This window comes from Vibrio sp. RW, assembly GCF_027587105.1.
Lineage (GTDB): Bacteria > Pseudomonadota > Gammaproteobacteria > Enterobacterales > Vibrionaceae > Vibrio > Vibrio toranzoniae.
Genome location: NZ_JAPPTM010000033.1, coordinates 1 through 19,059 on the forward strand (window position 1 = coordinate 1; position 19,059 = coordinate 19,059).

Genomic DNA, 19,059 nt, shown 5'->3' on the forward strand with positions numbered 1-19,059 from the left:
AGAGCCTTTTTACTTTCTATTTTTTAGTCGATAATTCCTACTTTAATAAAATCTAGTCTTAAAAATGTAAGCACTCACTTACTTTGCTTCTTTTATAAACAATCAATAGCACAAACTAAATTTCTTTATGAGAATTGTTCTCAATATTTTGTTACATTTTAGTCGTTATTACTAAAAGGCAACAAATATGGATATTTCCCGTCGTAAGTTTATTCAATCATCCCTCGCTATATCTGCACTAATAGTCCTACCTGCTTGTTCAATGAAGCGGTCTGTTGATGAACAAGGAAAGTATGTTTATGACTTAACTGCTGAACCTTCAACGGCTGAGTTAGTCGCGGGGTTTGATACCAATGTTTTAGCCTTTAATGGTCATATTCCTGCTCCGATGATTCGATGTCGACAGGGTGAAAAGGTCACAATTCGTTTTACTAATAAGCTTTCAGAGCCAACGACCATTCACTGGCATGGTCTGCGAATTCCAATCGAAATGGACGGGGTTCCTTTCTTGAGCCAACCACCGATAATGCCGGGTGAAACCTTCATTTATGAGTTTATACCGCCAGATGCCGGCACATTTTGGTATCACCCACACATGAACAGCGTCAAGCAGCTTGGTATGGGTTTGGTTGGTCTTATTGTTGTAGAAGAAAGCACTCCAGTGCAGTTTGACGAAGAACACGTATTGATGCTTAAACATTGGCATATCGACAAGCAAGGTCAATGGAAAGACCTAATGATCCCACGTCTCAGTGCTCGTATGGGCACTCCTGGTGAGTGGAGTAGTGTTAATGGAGTACATGAACCCACCTATCAACTGAAGCAGTATGCAACGACTAGGCTGCGTATCGCTAATGTTGATAACACGATTACCTATCCGATTGCTATTGAAGGGGCTGAAGCATGGGTCATTGCCATCGATGGCAACCCTGTAAAGACACCTTATAAGCTGACTCAACACAAAATTGGCCCAGGTATGCGTGTCGATCTTGGGCTAATAGCACCTAAAGCTGGTGAGCGAGTGAACGTCCTTCAAATGAAGGGGCGTTTTCCTTTCTCTTTATGTGAGTTCGAAGTTGTAGGTTCCTCACTTGTTGAGAGTCGCTCTCTACCTTCTTTACCCCTTAATCCTGTACCCAATTTAGATTTAGCTTATGCTGAAGAGATCGATTTTGTGTTCGAGTGGGAAGGGGCGGTTTCACCAGTATCTAAAGATGGGAAGTCCATGCCTAAGTTTTGGCTTACTAATAAGCGCGCATGGGAGGGGATGAGTAAAGACAATATTCCTGAACCGCTAGCGACTTTAGAGTTAGGTAAAACCTACATATTCGATCTTAAGAACGTCACTCAATATCATCACCCAATTCATATTCATGGACACACATTCACTGTATTGGAACTTGATGGTCGAAAAATAGAAGAACCTTTCCATACTGATACTGTGCTACTTGGGAAAAATGGCCGAGCGAAAGCGGCATTTGTTGCCGACAACCCTGGTCGCTGGATGTATCACTGTCATGTTATAGAACACATGAAAACGGGTTTAATGGGATATATTGAAGTTAAGTGACACCTGTAACGTTTAATATTTGCGCATATATTCTTAGTTTCTACCCTCGCTTTTATCGGCGGTAAAGTTAGAATGTAGGGATACTGTTTGGGAGGGTTCATGGGTCAGTTATCTATTTTAGGTTTTATTGCCATTGGTGGGGCATTTGGTGCTTGCTCACGTTATTTGATTTCAGAGTTATGTGTGGTGATGTTAGGGCGTGGTTTTCCTTATGGTACGCTAACTGTTAACGTTATTGGTTCCTTTATCATGGGATTACTTATTGCGGCATTTGAAAATGAGATACTCGCAACGGAACCATGGAGACAGATTATCGGTCTAGGTTTCCTAGGTGCACTGACGACGTTTTCTACATTTTCGATGGATAACGTGCTTCTTATGCAGCAGGGTGCATTTTTTAAGATGGGGATCAATGTACTGCTAAATGTGGTTCTCAGTATCTCAGCAGCATGGATCGGCTTCCAACTTTTGATAAAGTCTTAAAGTTTTCTTACGATTTGTTAACAACTCGGCTTGGTTTATCTAAGCCGTTTTTATATACTCGATCATACTTGTCGGAGTGCCATATGGCTGAGACCGTTAACTCGGGATCCGTTGAACCTGATCAGGCTAATACCTGCGAAGGGAACAAGAGTAGATATCTAACTAGAAACCTTCTAGAGATCTATCTCCAGATCACTACTGTATTTCTTACCGTGATCCCTCTTGTAGCATCTAATCCGTCAAGCATTTTTTATCCCTATAAATAATGGCTAAAAGCCAAGGAAAAATGCTATGTCGAGTCGTAAACAAGCAAGACTGGAAGCGAAGAATTTCATTGATTCTTTATCCGTACAACCTTACCCAAATTCGAAAAAGGCTTACATTCAAGGATCTCGAGAGGACCTTCAAGTACCTGTACGAGAAATATCACTCGCTGATAGCTTGGTTGGTGGCAGCAAAAAAGAGCCCGTATTCGAGCCTAACGAGCCTATTCATGTCTACGATACCTCAGGTGTTTATACCGATCCTACGCATGAAATAGACCTTTATAGCGGCCTTCCTAAGTTGCGAGAGCAATGGATTGAAGAGCGTGGCGATACTGAACTGCTCGATGATGTAAGCTCTGTTTACACCAAAGAACGTTTAGAAGATGAAACCCTAGACGACCTTCGTTACGGAAACCTGCCTAGAATTCGTCGCGCTACTGGCGACCAATGTGTAACTCAACTGCATTATGCTCGTCAGGGAGTTATCACTCCTGAGATGGAGTACATTGCAATACGTGAGAACATGGGGCGTCAGAAGTTTGCTGATGAACAACTGAACCATCAACACCCTGGCCATAACTTTGGCGCAAACCTACCGAAAGAAATTACCCCTGAGTTCGTACGTAAAGAGGTTGCTGAAGGTCGCGCTATTATCCCTTCAAACATTAACCACCCCGAATCTGAGCCGATGATTATTGGCCGAAACTTCTTAGTGAAAGTGAACGCCAATATCGGTAACTCATCAGTAAGCTCTTCAATTGAAGAAGAAGTTGAGAAGCTAGTATGGTCAACTCGCTGGGGCGGCGATACTGTAATGGACCTTTCTACTGGCCGTAATATCCACGAGACTCGTGAATGGATCCTGCGTAACAGCCCAGTACCAATTGGTACGGTTCCTATGTATCAAGCGCTTGAAAAAGTGAATGGCGTAGCCGAAGACCTCAACTGGGAAGTGATGCGCGATACCTTGATTGAACAAGCAGAGCAGGGCGTTGATTACTTCACTATTCACGCAGGTTTACTGCTTCGCTACGTGCCTATGACGGCTAAACGTGTGACTGGCATTGTCTCTCGTGGTGGCTCTATTATCGCGAAATGGTGTCTTGCACATCACCAAGAAAGCTTCCTATACACACACTTCCGTGAGATCTGTGAGATTTGTGCGAAGTACGATGTGGCTCTTTCATTAGGTGATGGTCTGCGTCCTGGCTCTATTGCAGATGCCAACGATGAGGCTCAATTCTCAGAGTTACGTACTCTAGGTGAGTTAACTAAAGTGGCTTGGGAATACGACGTTCAGGTGATCATTGAAGGTCCTGGACATGTACCTATGCATCTTATCAAAGAGAACATGGACGAGCAGTTAGAGCACTGCCATGAAGCGCCTTTCTATACATTAGGCCCGCTGACGACAGATATCGCACCGGGTTATGACCACATTACCTCTGGCATTGGTGCGGCGATGATAGGTTGGTACGGTTGTGCGATGCTTTGTTACGTAACCCCTAAAGAGCATTTAGGTTTACCAAATAAAGAAGATGTGAAGACCGGCTTAATTACTTACAAGCTGGCCGCACATGCTGCAGATTTGGCAAAAGGGCATCCGGGCGCACAAATCCGAGATAATGCATTATCTAAAGCTCGTTTTGAGTTCCGTTGGGAAGACCAATTTAATCTAGCTTTAGATCCAGAAACAGCACGTTCTTTCCACGATGAAACTCTGCCACAAGAGTCGGGCAAGGTCGCTCACTTCTGCTCTATGTGTGGACCTAAGTTCTGCTCGATGAAGGTTTCTCAAGAAGTTCGAGAGTATGCGAAAGACACAGAACAAGTAGCGGCTGATCAGGCTATCGAGATTAAGATGCTAGATAACCCGTTGGAGGGTATGCGTCAAAAATCACAAGAGTTCCGTGATACTGGCTCTGAACTCTATCACCCTGCTGTAGGCGCAAAAGAAGCTCAATTAGAGGAATAATGACAGTGAAGATTCTCATCCCATCTCAATACATCGAGTTAACGGGGGAGGTTCAAAACTGTCTATTGGTTGCTAAACGACAAGGTTTAGCAACTGATGCAGTTGAGTTGGGTGTAAGCCCAACTCGATACTTCTCTATCGTTGATGCTCAACAGGCACTATCTATTGGCTTTGCTCATGATATTGATTCATTGGCGGAGTGTCAGTTAGCGCAACTGAACCATGTTGTTGATTACAGTAATTCAGTTGCGTTGACCGATGTTTGTGCTGCTTTGACTCAAGCTTCGAACACCGTCTATATCGGAGTCTCCGATGATTCAGCAGTGTTAGATATCTGGTCACACTTAGATGCTAATCGTGTTATCAAGAGTGAAACTACAGTTCATAAAGAATTAGATAGTCGTAGCCACTTTGCTTGGTTACTTACTTTGTTGGCGCTGGAATTTCCATTGGAAGACGCACTGGTTTTAGCTCGCGCAGCGTCGAATGTTTCACGTGGAACATGGCCAGCACATTATCAAAATTTTCCTATCCCTGTTCTAGAAGACGAACGACTGGATATCAGTGTTGGTTGGGCTAACCAAGGGACATCACTTTCTTTCCCTGAGTTGAGCAAAAATAGCCTCGGCTTATACCCGGTGGTTGATGATGCTGAGTGGATAGAAAGGTTGCTTAAGCTTGGAATCAACACAATCCAACTGCGTATTAAGAACCCGCAGCAAGCCGACTTAGAGCAACAAGTCGCACGATCGATCGAACTTGGTCGAGAACATAACGCTCAAGTTTTTATTAACGATTACTGGCAACTTGCACTCAAGCACGGTGCTTTTGGTGTTCACCTGGGGCAAGAGGATATTGAAGAATCAAACCTTTCCCAACTGAGCCTAGCGAGTATTAAGATCGGTCTATCGACTCATGGTTATTATGAGTTGCTGCGTATCGTCCAAATCAATCCAAGCTACATTGCACTAGGCCATATATTTCCGACCACGACGAAACAGATGCCATCGAAGCCTCAAGGTTTGGTGCGTTTATCTCTGTACCAACAGCTAATTGATACCATCCCATACACAGAAGAACTTACTGGTTACCCGACGGTTGCTATTGGCGGAATTGACCAATCGACAGCTGCGCAGGTTTGGGATTGTGGTGTATCGAGCTTAGCGGTTGTACGTGCGATTACATTAGCGGAAGACCCACAAGAAGTGATCGAATTCTTCGATAAGCTGATGGCTCCTAGGTATTCAATGACGAGTAATGAGGTTATGCGGGAGCCTAGCTATGCTGAGTGACTTTGAGTTCATCCGTTACCAACGACAAATTGCATTACCTGAGGTAGGTGAGCAAGGGCAACGAAACCTGTTAAACAGCCATGTGTTGGTGATTGGTTGCGGCGGTTTAGGTAATGCCGCTGCTCTCTATCTCGCAGCTTCTGGTGTCGGAAGAATCGTGTTGGTCGATGACGATTGTGTTGATTCGTCCAACCTGCAGAGACAGGTAGCGTTCAAGGAAAGCCAATTAGGTTCACCTAAGGTTGAAGCACTTAAACAACAACTGAATGAGCTCAATGACCGAAGCCAAGTAAGAACCATCAATCAACGAATGAGTGAAAGCCAACTTGAATTAGAAGTAATGTTAGCTGATCTCGTGTTGGATTGTACTGACAACTTCGCGTCACGCCAGCAGGTTAACCGAGCTTGTTTTAAAGCGAATACACCTTTGATATCGGGTTCTGCAATCGGCTGGAAAGGTCAATTTATTGTCTTTGATTATCAGAATCAGAGAGGGTGTTACCACTGCCTTTTCCCGTTTGAGCACCATCCACAAACAACGCGTTGTAGTGATAGCGGCATCATTGGTCCAGTGGTCGGCACTATAGGTAATCTCCAAGCTCTTGCTGCTATTCAGCGTATTAGTGGTGGCGAGTTTAAAGTCGCAACGCATCAGCTAAAGCTGTTCGATGGCCAGACCATGAACTGGCAAAACCTAATGGTCACGCAAGATAGCGAATGTCCGGTTTGCCACACAAATGCGATCCAACACCTAGAAGAAGAAGCACAATGAGCCACATAACTATTTCTATAAACGAGCAACCAGAGCAGGTCGCGCAATCGTCGTCTCTTTCAGACATCATCCAAGCACTATCGCTACCTGATTTGGGGTGTGTGTTTGCTATCAATAACGCGGTTGTACCACGCAGCCAATGGCAACAAACCATCGTCAACGAAGGCGATTCCATCTCTCTTTTCCAAGCTATTGCAGGGGGCTGACCATGTTAACCATCGCAGATAAAACGTTTCAATCACGTCTGTTCACTGGAACCGGCAAGTTCGCAAACAAGCATTTGATGGCGAGTGCTATCGAGGCTTCCGGTTCTCAACTGGCAACCATGGCGCTAAAGAGGGTCGATATTCGCTCTGAGCAAGATGATATTTTGCAGCCCATTATTGATGCTGGCGTTAATCTACTTCCGAATACCTCTGGTGCGAAGAATGCAAAAGATGCCATCTTTGCTGCGCATTTGGCTCGTGAAGCGCTAGGCACAAACTGGCTAAAACTTGAGATTCACCCGGATCCAAAGTACTTGATGCCAGACCCAATCGAGACACTTAACGCTGCTGAGCAGTTGGTGAAAGATGGCTTTGTTGTGTTGCCTTATTGCCACGCCGACCCTGTTCTGTGTAAGCGCTTAGAAGAGGTAGGCTGTGCTGCTGTGATGCCACTCGGTGCACCCATTGGTTCTAATAAGGGAATCGCGTCAGCCGACTTCCTAGAGATCATTATCGACCAAGCGAACGTCCCTGTGATTGTGGATGCTGGCATCGGAGCGCCATCACATGCGGCGCGTGCAATGGAAATGGGTGCAGATGCTGTGTTAGTGAATACTGCGATTGCAGCCTCACAACAACCTGTTGATATGGCGATTGCCTTTAAACTGGCAGTCGAAGCGGGTCGAATGTCTTACCTTGCTGGTCTCGCTGGAAAAGTATCTCACGCGGTTGCTTCAAGCCCGCTAACTTCATTCCTAGATGAGTAGTATTATTATGACGTTTGTTGATCGATTTAAACAACTCAACTGGGATGACATTGGTATGTCTATCTTCAGTAAAACGGCGGCGGATGTTGAACGCGCGTTGAGTAAACCCAAACGAGACTTAGAAGATTTTAAGGCTTTGATCTCTCCGGCAGCGGAACCTTACTTAGAGCAGATGGCACAACAATCGCTGGCGCTAACGCGTAAGCGGTTCGGTAATACGATGTCGCTTTATATTCCTTTGTATCTATCTAACTTGTGCGCGAATGCGTGTACGTATTGTGGTTTTTCGATGGAGAACCGTATCAAGCGCCGTACACTAACCTCGGATGAAATTGATGCTGAAAGTGCAGCTATCAAAAAGATGAAGTTTGATAGTGTTTTGTTGGTCACCGGTGAACATGAAACTAAGGTTGGAATGAATTACTTCCGAAAGGTGTTGCCGAATATCAAAAAACAATTCAACTACCTTGCGATGGAAGTACAGCCGCTTGACCAGCATGATTACGCAGAACTTAAAACTCTCGGCTTAGATGCGGTGATGGTTTACCAAGAGACCTATCAACCAAGAACCTACGCGGAGCATCATCTGCGTGGCAATAAAATGGATTTTGAGTACCGCCTCGAAACTCCCGATCGATTGGCAAAGGCGGGTATCGATAAGATAGGTATTGGAGCCTTGATTGGTTTGGAAGATTGGCGAACCGACTGCTTCTTTGTTGCTGCTCACTTAGATTACCTAGAACGCACTTACTGGCAAACTCGTTACTCGATTTCGTTCCCGCGCCTTCGTCCTTGTGAGGGGGGAGATGCCAATGGTGGTCTACAACCTAAGTCTGTTATGAGCGATAAACAGTTGGTTCAACTTATCTGCGCGTATCGATTGTTAAACCCAGAGGTTGAGTTATCCCTTTCGACTCGTGAGTCTGCAACGTTCCGCGACAATGTGTTGCCATTGGGAATAACAAGTATGTCGGCGGCTTCGAAAACCCAACCTGGCGGTTATGCTTCGGGCGAAGAAGAACTTGAGCAATTTGAGATAAGTGATGAGAGAAGTGCTGCCGATGTGGAGTCGATGATTCGTCGGCGAGGATTCGACCCAGTTTGGAAAGATTGGCACAGTGCTTATTCTGGCTAGTTAACATCTAAACTAATGTTCCACGTGAAACATTAGTTTAGATGTATTGATACAGACAAACAAAAACGGCTACCTGTTAGGTAGCCGTTTTTCTATTGTCACTTTTTATTTAACTTAGTAAGTGCGTTTTGGTTCAGTTAATAAGCTAGCTAAACCTTATGCGTGAGCTAATGGAGTCGTTGATTGGCGCAACCATTCCAACGTATCACCTTCAACTAATGGGCTAAGATCGTGCCATACTTTTTGATGGTAGTCGTTGAGCCACGCCAGTTCAGGTCGAGTTAGCAAATCGACGTTGATGTTGCGTTTATCGATAGGGCAACGCGTTAGTGATTCAAAAGTCAGTACTGAGAAGTCACCTTGAGTTGGAAGCTCAACAACCAGCTCTAGATTTTCTATGCGGATACCGAACTCATCAGCACGGTAATAACCCGGTTCGTTTGATAACACCATGCCTTCAACAAGAGGTACGTCAACCAGCTTTTTAGAGATACTTTGCGGACCTTCATGAACACTTAAAAAATGCCCAACACCGTGACCAGTACCGTGATCGTAATCGAACCCTTCAGCCCATAAGTGCTGACGCGCTAGGATATCCAGTTGGCAACCACGAGTACCCTGTGGGAAACGAGCACGTGCAATACCGATGTGACCTTTAAGTGCGAGAGTGAATTGCTGGATCATTTCGTCGCTTGGTTGACCAATCGCGATAGTGCGAGTGATATCAGTGGTGCCATCTAGGTACTGACCGCCTGAATCGACTAGGTACAGAGTATTCATTTCTAGCTGACCTGGTTCAGGTTGGTTTTCATGGTTGTAGTGACACATTGCTGCGTTTCCGCCAGCTGCTGATATCGTGTCAAAGCTTAGGTCCATCAGTGTTGGATCTTGTTCACGGAATGATTGTACTTTGTCAGCCAAGACTGCTTCGTTGTGTAGGTTGCCCTGCGCCACTTCTGCATCAATCCAAGACAAGAACTTCGCCATCGCAACACCATCACGAATGTGACACGTCTTCATGCCGGCAATTTCAGTTTCATTCTTCGCGGCTTTTGGCATTAAGCATGGGTCTGCTGCTTCAATGATATGTGCGCCAGCGTTTTGCAGAACAAGTGTGTACCAAGCGTTACTGGTACCTGAATCGACCGATACATTTTTGTTTGCTAAAGATTCAAGGCAGGATTCAAGCTCTGATGGGTGAGAGACACGAATACCATTACCGACGTGTGCTTCAAAGTCTGTAGGGATACGCGCTGGGTCTAAGAAGAAATCGACGCTTTCATCGGCATGAATGATCGCGTTGGATAACACAACAGGTAGTCGAGAGACATCCAAACCACGAATGTTAAGCAACCAACAGATTGAATCGAGTTCAGTAAGAATAGCCGCATCAGCACCTTTTATCTTGAGTAAGCGTGCAATCTCAGCGCGCTTGCTTGTACTTGACTGACCAACGGCGCCTGTTGCCATTAGACGAACATCAGATACGACAGGTTCTGGGCGATCAGACCAAAGCTGATCTATTGGATTAGAAGAGAGTGCTGTTAGCTCAACTTTCTCTGCCAGTTTTGCTTGTGTGCCTTTCAACCAAGCAGAGGTGTGCATGCGTGGGTCGAATGCAACCTTACTGCCTTGTGGTAAAGAATTGATGATCCAATCTAAAGCGGGTTCTTCAATAAGGTGGCGATATTCAAACAGCTCTGCTGGTACCTGCTTACGAACCTGAACGGTATAGCGACCATCAACAAATATAGCAGCGTTCTCACGAGTGATAACCGCTGCACCTGCAGAACCAGTGAAGCCGGTTAACCAATGCAGTCGCTCGTTATGAGCTGGAACGTATTCTCCTAGATATTCGTCTTCGTGTGGAATGATCACGGCATCTAAGTGGTTTGATTCAAGCCAAGATCGAACCGCAGCAACGCGTTCAGCAGTGATATTGTGCATCTGTGTTTATCCTTATTGTTAGGGTCCTTATTAGCGCCCACAGTAGATATACCTATGAGGGGACTAGGTCAATAAGCTAGCGCTTTTGTTCGTTTGCTGCAAATGCTGAACGCCATTTTTATCTAAGGTGCAGGGTTTTTTCTTTTATGATATCTCGCAGCCAAGTTAGTGCTGGGTCGTTTTCTCTGTCACGGTGCCAAAACAGAGTGTAAGCCATCGGAGGGAATTCCATTGGTAAAGGGACCACCACTAGGTCAAGTTGTTTGGCAACAAGATAAGTAAAGTGGCTTGGTGCAGTAAATACAAAATCAGTATAAGTACACAAGCTTGCGGCGCTATTGAAGTCTGGTACCGAGATAGCGATATCGCGTTGGTGCCCCATGTCTGCCAGTTTATAATCTAGCAACCAGCGGTCATTTCCATCGCACCTGACTTGCACATGCCGTTGTGCAAGGTAAGTATCTAAGTCCCATTTGCCAGTTAAGGCTGGATGGTTACGTCTTAGTACACACATTTGCGCATCACGATAGATCTCTTGCTCACAGATATCATCTGGTGGCTGCATGGTTAGCCTAGCATCGTTGATGTCTATATCTTTTCCCGTTAGACCAATATCCAACTCACCAAGCTGTAGTTTTTTAAACGTTTGTTCTGACCAAGTGTGAGTGTTGATGTTAACTTTTGGGGCCTGCCTAAATATCGCAGGTAAAAAGTGAGGAAGAATCAGCGGGTAGACACTTTCTACAGCCGCAATATGAAAACTGTGGTCGCTGTTATTGGGAGTAAAAGTCTCTGGTTGGGTAAGTACATCAAGCTGGTTGATTAACGTTTCCAATCGAGGTTTGAGGAAAACCGCTTTTGGTGTTGGTCGTAGACCATGAGCACTGCGTGTGAAAAGGGGGTCATTAAATTGCTCACGAAGTTTTGCTAATGACTTACTCACCGCTGATTGGCTCAAGCACAAACGTTGTGCGGTGCGAGTGACACTCAGCTCTTCTATCAGTACCTGCAAGCAAACTAATAAGTTTAGGTCGAGGCGTGACAGTTTTTCTATATTCATGTGAGTTTCCTATTTGGAATAATGCTAATGAGTATATGCCATTTTTGTTCATATCTTTAGTTGGTTATTATGCACCGAAATTAACTCATCCGGAGAATCTTGTGCCTTCTAACGCGCTTCCAACCCCTAGTAAACTGCAGGTTGCTTTATTGGCAATGTTGGTTCTATTTAGCCCCTTGGCTATTGATATCTATTTACCAGCTCTGCCACAAATTTCGACAGCGTTTCACGTGGAACATGCACTAGCACAAGATACGATAACTTGGTTTTTATTTGCCATGGGTGTCGGCCAACTGTTTGCTGGCCCTTTAGCTGATAAGTTAGGACGTCGAACCGTTGCATTGGGAGGTATTAGTATCTATGCATTGAGTGCTTGCTTGGCGTGGGCAGCTCAATCGATTGATATGATGTTAATAGCTCGGCTGCTGCAAGGCTTAGGAGCTTGTGCGACTTCTGTAGCAGCCTTTGCAACGGTTCGCGATCTATTTGGCCCTCATAGGAGTGGTCGAATGATCAGTTACCTTAATGGTGCGATCTGCTTTATTCCTGCATTGGCTCCTATTCTTGGTGCTTGGTTGACTCAACAGTTTGGTTGGCGCTCCAACTTTAGCTTTATGGCTGTTTTCGCTGTTGTGGTTGGCACCATTTTGTTTTTCCAAATGAAAGAGTCTAACCCCACCACAGAAAAGGTTGCGGTGTTCAAACTAGAGCGTTACTGGTCGGTATTGAAAACACCATCATTCATCTTCCATGCGACATTGTGCTTGATGGCGATGGCAGTCATTCTTGCTTATGTTACTTCTGCACCGGTTGTACTGATGGAAAACCTAGGTTTGACGATGAATGAGTTTACCTTGTGGTTTGGTGTTAACGCGGTTATTAATATTGCGGCAGCCTTTACCGCTCCTAAGTTCATGGATCGTTTTGGTACTTACAGGGCGCTTATTATTGGTATCTCAATGCTTGGCTTAGCGGGTGTGATTATGCTGGTGCTTGCAAATCAAGCCACGGCTATCGCGTTCATGTTACCGATCTTCTTGTCGTCGGTAGGCTTTGCTTGGATTCTTGGTGCAGCGGCAGGTAAAGCTCTAGAACCTTTTGGTGACCGTGCGGGTACCGCAGCTGCGCTACTTGGCTTATTCCAAATGAGTGGTTCAGGACTTCTTGTGGGTACCATGCAACGTCTTGATTTAACATCACAGGTAATGATTGCGCTACAAATGTTCCTGATTGTTCCAGCTTTGTTAGTGCTTGCGAGCAAAGCGGGTAGGTCGTGGCATACGACGTTTGCCAAGGCATAATTTACAAGGGTGACAAAATATACAAATGGCGGTTTTCGAAACCCTAAAACATGGTATATTTGTCACTCATTGAAACGTTAGTACCCAACGGAAAATACTGTAATGTCATTAACAACCTACGAAATGGCGCGCATCTTAGAACAAATGGAAGATGCACCTGAAAAGGTTATGTTTGGTAAACTGCTCAAAGAGCTAGGTAATCAAAGTGAAGAGCGTATTCGCAGTGCGGCAAAACAAGTTCCAATCGATACTTTGCGAGATATCATTTACCAATTTCAGCGTGTGATAGAGTCTCGTAAAGGTGAACAGGTTCAGCTATTAGCAAAAGAGCTAGCAGAACAAGGTATTTCTGCCGAAGATCTACAAGCTTTTCTAAGCAAATAATTTATCCCAGTCAAAAAAAGAAGCCACTCTATTGAGTGGCTTTTTGCGTTCTCGAAGTATATAAGTCTAAGGGCTATGCAAAAGCACTCTAGCCCCTGAACTGAAATTTCAACATTCTATCAAGCGAGAATGGCCCTGCGCCCCACACGATAACGATAAGAATCATTAATCCCCACAACTGATGATCGTAGAAGCCTTGCGCCCACAATACAGGGTATGAAACGACAGCAATGATATTAAAAACGAATAGCACTGCAGACATCGGTCGTGTTAATAAGCCGATCGCTAAGAACACCGGTAGAATCAATTCAGCGGCAGTACCCATGTAAGCGGCTAATTCCCAAGGCAGCAGTGGTACCTGGTACTCCAACTCAAATAAGTAAAGGGTGCTATCCCAAGTGGCTATCTTAGTCAGCCCAGAATTAAAGAACACCCACGCCACCCAAAGGCGACAAAATAGCAGAAGCACTGGAACAAAAAGTGCCTGTGATTTCTCAATCAAATTGTCGTATTGAGCCATCATGTTCGTGACTGTGTTGTTATCCATATTATGTCTCCCATTCGGCATTGATTGAAAAACCTGAGATGACATTAAGTGTCATGACAGCATTCAGATGTTGTAGTAGTAAAGGCTCGATAGCTGAGAGTGTTCGACCTGATTGCAATTCAGTGAGGAGTTGGTGGCTTTCTTTACTTAAACCATGGCTCTCAACCTGTGAATTCTCAGCTCGGATTAATACCCCAAACTCAGCTTGATTGATGTCTAACCCATCGAGTTGTTGCTGGTAGATAGCTTGCTCAAGCGCGATAATCGTATAGCTAGAATTGATTAGTGTTATTGAGTCTTTGAGATGGAAAACTATAGCGCCTTGTTGTTCTTGTGATACATCCGCTAAATAAGAAAGAGGCCTCTGGTCGACATGTACTTGTGACGTAAACCTTACCAAGCTGTCTTTCTGCCATTCATAAAAAGCCACTTCGCCGAGATAAGGCGCAGCTTCAATAACGGCAGGAAAGGCTTGGATAGTCTGTTCAAAGTGTTCACCGTAACCACTGACATCACCAGAGATCGATGGATAATTTAAGACATGTTGACGAGCCATCTGTTGGAAGCACTCTTCACCAACCAACATTTCCGTGAGTGGGTAGGTTGCTGCCAGAACTTCGCTCAAGCTGATCACAAAGTTATTACGGTAAATCTGGATGCGTTGTTCATCGGTAAAATGGTCGCTCACTATGTCGCAATGCTCACCATTGTTTTGATAACGTAACGCGTTAGCAAATTCTGATTGAATATCAGCTAGGGAGTGGCTCATGATGCGCGACTCCTTTGGTTGAACTTGTCGTGTTGATACAAGATATCACTGGCTTTGGTTGCTTCAGCCAATAAGACTTGTGGTTCTGGGATATCGAGATCCCACTCAATCAAGGTATGGCGCAAACCATGTTGTGCAATCCAGTCAGTATAGAGTTGCCACACTTCATCACAGACAGGTTTACTGTGGGTGTCTATCCAGATCTCGCCTTGTTCAAGCTTTTTTTGGGTAAAACCTGCCAAGTGAATCTCTTCCACTTTGTCTGCCGGTATTCCACTGAGATACTCGGCGCAGCTGAAGCCATGATTAAAAGATGAGACAAAAATATTGTTGAAATCGAGCAGTAGACGACACTCGGTGCGCTTCTGGACCTCAGCCAAAAATTCCCATTCTGGGATGGTTGAATGTTTGAAGGCAAGGTAACTCGATGGGTTCTCAATCAGCATAGGGCGTTGCAGGCTGTCTTGTACCTCGATGACATTGCGACAAAAGACCTCTAGCGCTTCTTCGGTATAAGGCAGTGGTAACAAGTCATTGAAGTAATGACCACCAGTCTGACTCCAGCTGAGATGATCAGAAACCAAGAAAGGTTCGATATCATCAATCAGATCTTTTAACTGCACCAGATGGTGTTGATTGATACGATCAACAGAACCAAGAGACAGTCCTACACCGTGGCAACTGATGTTGTGGGCATTACGCATTTCTCTGAGTTGTTGGCGTTGCGGTGATTGAGCTAAAAAGTAGTTTTCGCTGTGAACCTCTAACCAACTCACTAAAGCTGGATTGTGGCTAAAGAAGTCCAAGTGCGGTGTTCTAAGGCCAACCCCTGCATTGGGGTGAAGAGTTTGAGTCACAACGGTTCTCCTAATGGAAAGTGGAGGTGAGCTGAATAACAGCCCACCATACTAAGCAGCTCAATTATGATGGTTGAGTACTACCACCCGATAATTTGCCACACAGTCCTTTAGGAACGACCACGAATGCATCGGATTGGTTGTCTTCTTTTGCTGTACCTGCACACGAACTTGTTTTGGTTGCACAATCATTTTGGCCAGCTTTTGCCACGCCGTAGCATTTTTCTTTTGCTGCTGCTTCCGCAGGTGCTGATGTAAGAACGGCACCGCCGAACGCGAGTACACTTGTGATGGCAGCTGTAACAGCAAGATTAGAACTTTTCATAGTCATTCCCTCTAAATTTAATATTATTTACGCATCGCAGGTTAATGAATTGTTAACGTGCTTACCTAAGAAGATAGGCATAACTTGGAAATAATTTCACCACATTGCAGAATTTATCGATGTTAGTTGTACGTCTACATTTAAGTTGTTGATTTTATTTTGTTAAATTTTGGATGTTTTTTCTTCTTATTCCCCTAAACGCAGCTTAGTGTTTAGGTTATAATCAACTTTTATGTATAAATACCCAGTAGTGAGCATATCCAATGATAGATCCTTCGCTTTTACTCGATGGCCTAAACGACAAACAACGTGAGGCGGTCGCAGCACCTTTAGAAAACCTACTTATTCTGGCAGGTGCTGGTAGTGGTAAAACGCGAGTGTTGGTGCATCGTATTGCTTGGCTGCAAAGCGTAGAGCAAGCCTCACCGTTTTCTATCATGTCAGTCACCTTCACCAATAAAGCGGCAGCAGAGATGCGTGGCCGTATTGAAGAGTTGATGATGGGGAGTTCGTCAGGCATGTGGAACGGCACTTTCCACGGTATTTGTCACCGCATCCTTCGTGCTCACTACCTAGATGCAAAGCTGCCAGAAGATTTCCAAATCATTGATTCTGATGATCAGGTTCGTTTGCTACGCCGTTTAATCAAAGCGCAAAATCTTGATGAAAAGCAGTGGCCAGCCAAGCAAGCTTCTTGGTGGATCAATGGCAAAAAAGACGAAGGGTTACGCCCAAGTCACATTGATGCCTACCATGATCCAATAACTCAAACGTGGTTAAAGATTTACTCTGCTTACCAAGAGGCATGCGATCGTGCTGGCTTGGTCGACTTTGCTGAAATCTTGTTGAGATCGCATGAACTATTGCGCGATAAGAAACACATCCGAGAGCATTACCAAGCTCGCTTTAAGCACATTCTTGTCGACGAATTCCAAGATACCAACAACATCCAATACGCTTGGTTGCGGATGATGGCAGGCCCAGATTGTCGCGTGATGATCGTGGGTGATGATGACCAATCTATCTATGGCTGGCGTGGTGCAAAAATCGAAAATATTCAGAAGTTCTTGGATGAATTCCCAGGCGCTTCAACGGTTCGACTCGAACAAAACTACCGTTCAACCAAAACCATTCTGCAGGCGTCGAACGAGCTTATCTCGAACAACACTGAGCGTATGGGTAAAGAGTTGTGGACCGATGGTAACGATGGTGAGCCAATCTCAGTTTACTCGGCGTATAACGAGCTAGATGAAGCGCGTTTTACGGTTAGCAAGATCAAAGAGTGGCAGGAGAAAGGCGGTGCGCTAGAAGATACCGCGATGCTTTATCGTAATAACGCCCAATCTCGTGTTCTTGAAGAAGCGCTTATTCAAGGTGGTCTGCCTTACCGAATCTACGGTGGCATGCGATTCTTCGAGCGTCAGGAAATCCGAGATGCCTTGAGCTATCTGCGTTTAATGAGCAATCGCAGTAATGATGCAGCGTTTGAACGTGTCGTCAATACGCCAACGCGTGGCTTAGGCGATAAAACGTTAGAGACGATTCGTCTTGCGGCGCGTGATCGTGGTGCAACCATGTGGGAAGCCAGTGTTGCTTTGATAGAAGAGCAAGTGCTACCCGGTCGTGCTGCGGGTGCATTGAGTCGCTTTATCGAGCTGATTAATGCGCTTGAAGATGACACGCTAGAACTTAGCCTGCATGAACAAACCGACCACGTGATTAAATCGTCGGGTCTGTTTGCGATGTACGAACAAGAGAAGGGTGAGAAGTCGAAGGCACGTATTGAGAACTTGGAAGAATTGGTAACGGCAACGCGCCAGTTTGAAAAGCCAGAAGAAGCGGATGAGATGAGTATGCTGACGGCGTTCTTAACTCATGCGGCTTTGGAGGCGGGTGAAGGTCAGGCTGATGAGTTTGATGATGCGGTTCAGCTCATGACTCTGCACAGTGCTAAAGGCCTAGAGTTCCCAATGGTATTCATGGTAGGTGTCGAAGAAGGCATGTTCCCAAGCCAGATGTCAGCGGAAGAAGCAGGGCGTTTGGAAGAAGAACGTCGCCTCTGCTATGTAGGCATGACCCGTGCGATGGAGAAGCTTTACATCACTTACGCTGAGATGCGTCGTTTGTACGGTCAGGACAAGTACCACAAACCATCACGCTTTATTCGTGAGCTACCAGAGACATGTCTGGATGAAGTGCGTATGAAAGCGCAAGTGAGCCGTCCTGCAAGCAGTGGTCGCTTTAGCCAAACCGCCGTGAAAGAGAATTTTAACGAAACGGGCTTTAGTTTGGGTTCTCGCGTTAAGCACCCTAAGTTTGGTGAAGGTACCATCATCAACTTCGAGGGAAGTGGTCCACAAAGCCGAGTTCAAGTCGCGTTTAACGGTGAAGGCATCAAGTGGTTGGTGACGGCTTATGCTCGTTTAGAGCAACTTTAATCTGCTACTTCAGCATTTAGAAAGCAGTGTGGTCTTTAAAAACCGTTCAGCATTTAAAGTAACCCGCATTAAAAACAGAAAGAGCAGCCAATGGCTGCTCTTTTTATTGCTCGATACTATTCCAAATAGGCTGAATCGAGCTTAAGGCATTTCTGCCTAGAAAGGATGCTTACAGTGCTGAAAGTGCCGCTTCGTAGTTTGGTTCTTCAGTGATCTCGGCAACCAACTCGCTGTGCGTTACCACACCTTTTTCATCAACAACGACAACGGCACGTGTCGTTAGGCTTGCTAGTGGGCCTTCAGCAATCGCTACGCCGTAGTCTGATGCGAATGCAGGAGAGCGGAAAGTCGAAGCGTGTTGAACGCCTTCAATGCCTTCTAGTTCGCAGAAGCGACCCGCAGCAAACGGTAGATCAGCAGAGATACAAATCACAACCGTGTTCTCAAGTTCCGCCGCTTTTGCGTTGAACGTACGTACGCTCGTCGCACAAGTTGCTGTGTCGATGCTTGGGAAGATGTTTAGAACCACTTTCTTGCCTTCAAGAGAAGCAAGAGTCAGTTCAGAAAGATCGCCCGCAGTCAGTGCAAAGCTTGGTGCCTTTTCGCCTGTTTGTGGGAATGTGCCTGTTAGGGGAACAGCTGCACCTTTGAAGGTAACGTGTGACATAGATTGTCCTTAATTTAATTATGGTTATGAAACTAATTGATGCTAGTGAGACTTACGTTACTCTGAAGTGGTTAAGAAGTGAATGCTTTAAATGTCAGAATTATAATTAAACGTATTTTATGTTCGGTTGGCCGGTCGATTAGGTTAGTCAATTGAAAAGCAATAAATAGCGGTATAGATAAAGAAAAACCCCGAGAGCTTGCGCTCATCGGGGTCTATAGTCTTACTCGCAGCAATCCGGCTACTAAGTGTGCTCCATGCATCAAATCCATGATAGTGTGCTGTCATCCTTCAGCGT

Annotated in this window: 18 protein-coding genes and 1 riboswitch; of the genes, 11 read left to right on the forward strand and 7 right to left on the reverse strand. The window is 45.2% G+C overall.

Translation table 11 applies throughout. The features are described from left to right. Nucleotides 1-187: 187 nt before the first annotated feature. From OCT63_RS18930 to thiH, 8 genes are all read left to right on the forward strand, one after another. Nucleotides 188-1,570 (forward strand): multicopper oxidase family protein, encoded by a 1,383-nt coding sequence (locus OCT63_RS18930; RefSeq protein ID WP_161688479.1) that lies wholly within the window; start codon nt 188-190, stop codon nt 1,568-1,570. 99 nt (nt 1,571-1,669) lie between these two features. Further along, the gene (gene crcB, locus OCT63_RS18935; RefSeq protein WP_060468883.1) at nt 1,670-2,053 is read left to right on the forward strand and encodes a fluoride efflux transporter CrcB; all 384 of its coding nucleotides are present in this window, start codon (nt 1,670-1,672) and stop codon (nt 2,051-2,053) included. A gap of 62 nt (nt 2,054-2,115) precedes the next feature. Then, nucleotides 2,116-2,214, forward strand: a riboswitch (TPP riboswitch). Nucleotides 2,215-2,344: 130 nt separating this feature from the next. Beyond that, nucleotides 2,345-4,294, forward strand: coding sequence for a phosphomethylpyrimidine synthase ThiC (thiC, locus tag OCT63_RS18940; RefSeq protein WP_269984333.1), 1,950 nt, complete (start codon nt 2,345-2,347; stop codon nt 4,292-4,294). Then, on the forward strand, nt 4,294-5,586 hold the full coding sequence (locus tag OCT63_RS18945) for a thiamine phosphate synthase (protein ID WP_161688482.1): 1,293 nt from the start codon (nt 4,294-4,296) through the stop codon (nt 5,584-5,586). Before thiC ends, OCT63_RS18945 begins: the two co-directional genes overlap by 1 nt. Next, nucleotides 5,576-6,358 (forward strand): HesA/MoeB/ThiF family protein, encoded by a 783-nt coding sequence (locus OCT63_RS18950; RefSeq protein ID WP_269984334.1) that lies wholly within the window; start codon nt 5,576-5,578, stop codon nt 6,356-6,358. The genes OCT63_RS18945 and OCT63_RS18950 overlap by 11 nt, the downstream gene beginning before the upstream one ends. Then, nucleotides 6,355-6,564 carry a sulfur carrier protein ThiS gene (thiS, locus tag OCT63_RS18955; RefSeq protein ID WP_019820040.1) on the forward strand — a complete coding sequence of 70 codons (210 nt, stop codon included), beginning with the start codon at nt 6,355-6,357 and terminating at the stop codon, nt 6,562-6,564. Before OCT63_RS18950 ends, thiS begins: the two co-directional genes overlap by 4 nt. A 2-nt stretch (nt 6,565-6,566) precedes the next feature. Further along, nucleotides 6,567-7,331: a thiazole synthase gene (locus OCT63_RS18960; RefSeq protein WP_161680393.1), complete on the forward strand. Its 765-nt coding sequence runs from the start codon at nt 6,567-6,569 to the stop codon at nt 7,329-7,331. Nucleotides 7,332-7,338: 7 nt separating this feature from the next. Continuing rightward, nucleotides 7,339-8,466: a 2-iminoacetate synthase ThiH gene (gene thiH, locus OCT63_RS18965; RefSeq protein ID WP_269984335.1), complete on the forward strand. Its 1,128-nt coding sequence runs from the start codon at nt 7,339-7,341 to the stop codon at nt 8,464-8,466. Between the two features lie 156 nt (nt 8,467-8,622). On the opposite strand, the gene OCT63_RS18970 is transcribed toward thiH, so the two are convergent. Together OCT63_RS18970 and OCT63_RS18975 are read right to left on the reverse strand one after the other, a co-directional pair. Further along, on the reverse strand, nt 8,623-10,413 hold the full coding sequence (locus OCT63_RS18970) for an aminopeptidase P family protein (protein ID WP_269984336.1): 1,791 nt from the start codon (nt 10,411-10,413) through the stop codon (nt 8,623-8,625). Nucleotides 10,414-10,531: 118 nt separating this feature from the next. Next, on the reverse strand, nt 10,532-11,473 hold the full coding sequence (locus OCT63_RS18975) for a LysR family transcriptional regulator (protein WP_060468876.1): 942 nt from the start codon (nt 11,471-11,473) through the stop codon (nt 10,532-10,534). Nucleotides 11,474-11,574: 101 nt separating this feature from the next. Here OCT63_RS18975 and OCT63_RS18980 point away from each other — a divergent pair, with 101 nt between their 5' ends. Both OCT63_RS18980 and tsrA read left to right on the forward strand, forming a co-directional pair. Next, nucleotides 11,575-12,774 carry a multidrug effflux MFS transporter gene (locus tag OCT63_RS18980; protein ID WP_206379909.1) on the forward strand — a complete coding sequence of 400 codons (1,200 nt, stop codon included), beginning with the start codon at nt 11,575-11,577 and terminating at the stop codon, nt 12,772-12,774. Between the two features lie 102 nt (nt 12,775-12,876). Continuing rightward, nucleotides 12,877-13,158 (forward strand): H-NS-like global regulator TsrA, encoded by a 282-nt coding sequence (tsrA, locus tag OCT63_RS18985; RefSeq protein ID WP_017055283.1) that lies wholly within the window; start codon nt 12,877-12,879, stop codon nt 13,156-13,158. An 88-nt stretch (nt 13,159-13,246) separates the two neighbouring features. On the opposite strand, the gene OCT63_RS18990 is transcribed toward tsrA, so the two are convergent. The 4 genes from OCT63_RS18990 to OCT63_RS19005 form a co-directional block, all read right to left on the reverse strand. Further along, on the reverse strand, nt 13,247-13,705 hold the full coding sequence (locus OCT63_RS18990; RefSeq protein WP_269984337.1) for a DoxX family protein: 459 nt from the start codon (nt 13,703-13,705) through the stop codon (nt 13,247-13,249). A 1-nt stretch (nt 13,706) separates the two neighbouring features. Further along, nucleotides 13,707-14,474, reverse strand: a complete 768-nt coding sequence (locus tag OCT63_RS18995) for an HvfC/BufC N-terminal domain-containing protein (protein ID WP_269984338.1) — start codon at nt 14,472-14,474, stop codon at nt 13,707-13,709. Further along, a complete protein-coding gene (bufB, locus tag OCT63_RS19000) occupies nt 14,471-15,331 on the reverse strand; it encodes an MNIO family bufferin maturase (protein WP_269984339.1) in 861 nt (286 codons plus the stop codon). Before bufB ends, OCT63_RS18995 begins: the two co-directional genes overlap by 4 nt. 64 nt (nt 15,332-15,395) lie before the next feature. Beyond that, nucleotides 15,396-15,656 (reverse strand): BufA1 family periplasmic bufferin-type metallophore, encoded by a 261-nt coding sequence (locus OCT63_RS19005; RefSeq protein WP_017055279.1) that lies wholly within the window; start codon nt 15,654-15,656, stop codon nt 15,396-15,398. A 263-nt stretch (nt 15,657-15,919) separates the two neighbouring features. Here OCT63_RS19005 and uvrD point away from each other — a divergent pair, with 263 nt between their 5' ends. Next, entirely contained in the window at nt 15,920-18,094 is a 2,175-nt protein-coding gene (gene uvrD, locus OCT63_RS19010) for a DNA helicase II (RefSeq protein ID WP_060468871.1), read from the forward strand. Between the two features lie 169 nt (nt 18,095-18,263). On the opposite strand, the gene tpx is transcribed toward uvrD, so the two are convergent. Beyond that, the gene (tpx, locus tag OCT63_RS19015; protein ID WP_161688493.1) at nt 18,264-18,761 is read right to left on the reverse strand and encodes a thiol peroxidase; all 498 of its coding nucleotides are present in this window, start codon (nt 18,759-18,761) and stop codon (nt 18,264-18,266) included. Nucleotides 18,762-19,059 lie beyond the last annotated feature (298 nt).

Bases quoted from the DNA above. Each gene is read 5' to 3' on its own strand.
- OCT63_RS18930 (WP_161688479.1), top strand. From the start codon at position 188: ATGGATATTTCCCGTCGTAAGTTTATTCAATCATCCCTCGCTATATCT.
- crcB (WP_060468883.1), top strand. From the start codon at position 1,670: ATGGGTCAGTTATCTATTTTAGGTTTTATTGCCATTGGTGGGGCATTT.
- thiC (WP_269984333.1), top strand. From the start codon at position 2,345: ATGTCGAGTCGTAAACAAGCAAGACTGGAAGCGAAGAATTTCATTGAT.
- OCT63_RS18945 (WP_161688482.1), top strand. From the start codon at position 4,294: ATGACAGTGAAGATTCTCATCCCATCTCAATACATCGAGTTAACGGGG.
- OCT63_RS18950 (WP_269984334.1), top strand. From the start codon at position 5,576: ATGCTGAGTGACTTTGAGTTCATCCGTTACCAACGACAAATTGCATTA.
- thiS (WP_019820040.1), top strand. From the start codon at position 6,355: ATGAGCCACATAACTATTTCTATAAACGAGCAACCAGAGCAGGTCGCG.
- OCT63_RS18960 (WP_161680393.1), top strand. From the start codon at position 6,567: ATGTTAACCATCGCAGATAAAACGTTTCAATCACGTCTGTTCACTGGA.
- thiH (WP_269984335.1), top strand. From the start codon at position 7,339: ATGACGTTTGTTGATCGATTTAAACAACTCAACTGGGATGACATTGGT.
- OCT63_RS18970 (WP_269984336.1), bottom strand. From the start codon at position 10,413: ATGCACAATATCACTGCTGAACGCGTTGCTGCGGTTCGATCTTGGCTT.
- OCT63_RS18975 (WP_060468876.1), bottom strand. From the start codon at position 11,473: ATGAATATAGAAAAACTGTCACGCCTCGACCTAAACTTATTAGTTTGC.
- tsrA (WP_017055283.1), top strand. From the start codon at position 12,877: ATGTCATTAACAACCTACGAAATGGCGCGCATCTTAGAACAAATGGAA.
- OCT63_RS18990 (WP_269984337.1), bottom strand. From the start codon at position 13,705: ATGGATAACAACACAGTCACGAACATGATGGCTCAATACGACAATTTG.
- OCT63_RS18995 (WP_269984338.1), bottom strand. From the start codon at position 14,474: ATGAGCCACTCCCTAGCTGATATTCAATCAGAATTTGCTAACGCGTTA.
- OCT63_RS19005 (WP_017055279.1), bottom strand. From the start codon at position 15,656: ATGAAAAGTTCTAATCTTGCTGTTACAGCTGCCATCACAAGTGTACTC.
- uvrD (WP_060468871.1), top strand. From the start codon at position 15,920: ATGATAGATCCTTCGCTTTTACTCGATGGCCTAAACGACAAACAACGT.
- tpx (WP_161688493.1), bottom strand. From the start codon at position 18,761: ATGTCACACGTTACCTTCAAAGGTGCAGCTGTTCCCCTAACAGGCACA.